3 protein-coding genes are annotated in these 1,620 nt (G+C 61.6%); all 3 read left to right on the forward strand.

The features are described from left to right. Positions 1 to 94: 94 nt before the first annotated feature. The 3 genes from EYQ95_RS26085 (at position 95) to EYQ95_RS26095 (ending at position 1,536) form a co-directional block, all read left to right on the forward strand. A complete protein-coding gene (locus tag EYQ95_RS26085) occupies positions 95 to 577 on the forward strand; it encodes a hypothetical protein (RefSeq protein WP_132332126.1) in 483 nt (160 codons plus the stop codon). Positions 578 to 974: 397 nt separating this feature from the next. Next, entirely contained in the window at positions 975 to 1,208 is a 234-nt protein-coding gene (locus tag EYQ95_RS26090) for a hypothetical protein (RefSeq protein WP_132332128.1), read from the forward strand. Then, entirely contained in the window at positions 1,195 to 1,536 is a 342-nt protein-coding gene (locus tag EYQ95_RS26095; protein ID WP_132332130.1) for a type II toxin-antitoxin system PemK/MazF family toxin, read from the forward strand. The genes EYQ95_RS26090 and EYQ95_RS26095 overlap by 14 nt, the downstream gene beginning before the upstream one ends. The last annotated feature ends 84 nt before the right edge of the window (positions 1,537 to 1,620 follow it).

The raw sequence follows: 1,620 nt of genomic DNA on the forward strand, positions 1-1,620 counted from the left end.
CGGCCAAGCTGCCGCAGCTCTGGCATGATCGGCTCCGGATAGCCCGCCGCAGCGGCGCGGCTTAGCTCTGGTGTTAGCCCTCAAGGAGAATACGATGCGCTTGAAAGTTCTAAGCTGCGCGCTCGCCGCACTCATCCTCACGCACGCAGTGCCCGCCGACGCGGCCATGCGCTATGAGACGTTGGCAAAGCATTGTTCCCGCAAGAGCGACTTTTGTCGCGGACTCTTCATTGGCCTCTTAGAAGGAAAGGAAATTTACTTCGAGCGGGTCCAAGATTTGGCAGAACGGACCCCAACGTTAGGGCCGAAGGTCGCAAACCAGCTTTCCATTGAATCGTGGTGCTTTCCCGCTGAGTATGAGGAGGTCGCCAAGCGCTCTATGGCTGAATTCGCGGACAGAGTGCAGGAAGACATAATGACGTTTTTGCAGCGGGAGATTGAGGCGGCTGAGGGGTGGAACAAAGGTCAATATGCGGTAAATATGGTCGGCCAAAACCTGCTGCGCGCTGCAATGTCGAAGGCTTACAACTGCTCAAAGCCGCGCGATGCGATCTGGTGGGCCGAGCCCGTCTGGTGAGGGCTAACAATTCGTCCAAGCCGACGCCGCTTCGCGGCGCGGCTTAACTCAGGTGTTAGCGCTCACACTGGTTGCAGCTGTTCTAGCGGCTCACTAGGAGGCTCGTGCTGCCGAAGCTCGCGGCCGCATCCGGCGGCCAGTCTCTCGCCCGCGGTGATAGCTCTTCGGCTCCAGGTCGGTCAGTGCCCGCGGTGCAGCTTGCTGGCGCATGCCGTTTCGGCGCCGCGGCGGACAGGGCGTGGGCCGTGGCAGAATCCAGGCTCGCGCGGCTCATGTCCGGCAGGTTCCTCGGCGTGTGATCGCTAACTAGTCGTCCAAGCCGACGCCACTTCGTGGCGCGGCTTAACTCCGGTGTTAGGTGTTGCGTGCGGTATGACCGTAGTCGTACCATGAGCATATGAAAGTCGCGATCTCCGTCCCGGACCCTATCTTCTCGGCTGCCGAACGTTTGGCCAGCCGCATGCACGTTTCCCGGAGTCAGCTCTACGCCCGGGCCCTTGAGGAGTTCCTCGCCAAGCGCCAGGACAGCCTCATCACTGAGCAGCTGAACGCGGTTCACGGTGAGCCTGTTCAGGTTGATCCGGCCATGGCTGCGGCCCAGATCAGGAGCCTCGGCAATGAAGCGTGGTGAGGTCTGGTGGGCGGACCTACCCGCCCCAACCGGATCTGGTCCAGGTTTCGAGCGGCCGGTGCTGGTGGTCCAGAGCAACCCGTTCAATGCCAGCCGCATTGCCACGGTCGTAGTGGCGGTAATCACGTCCAACCTTGGTCTAGCCGAGGCGCCGGGCAATGTGCGCATCAGCAAGGCCGAGTCGGGTCTACCCAAAGCGTCGGTCGTGAATGTCTCGCAACTCATCACGCTGGATCGGCAGCTGCTCGCCCGCAAGGTCAAGGCTCTTCCGTCCGCCACGGTCCAGCAAGTGGATCAGGGGCTCAAGCTGGTGCTCGGCCTTGCGTAAGGCAACACCTAACAATTCGTCCAAGCCGACGCCGCTTCGCGGCGCGGCTTAACTCAGGTGTTAGCTGTGTACGTGGCCTGGCCG

This window comes from Lysobacter sp. N42, from assembly GCF_004344885.1.

Excerpts from the sequence above, each read along its gene's own strand:
- EYQ95_RS26090 (WP_132332128.1), top strand. The coding sequence starts at position 975 with ATGAAAGTCGCGATCTCCGTCCCGGACCCTATCTTCTCGGCTGCCGAA.
- EYQ95_RS26085 (WP_132332126.1), top strand. The coding sequence starts at position 95 with ATGCGCTTGAAAGTTCTAAGCTGCGCGCTCGCCGCACTCATCCTCACG.
- EYQ95_RS26095 (WP_132332130.1), top strand. The coding sequence starts at position 1,195 with ATGAAGCGTGGTGAGGTCTGGTGGGCGGACCTACCCGCCCCAACCGGA.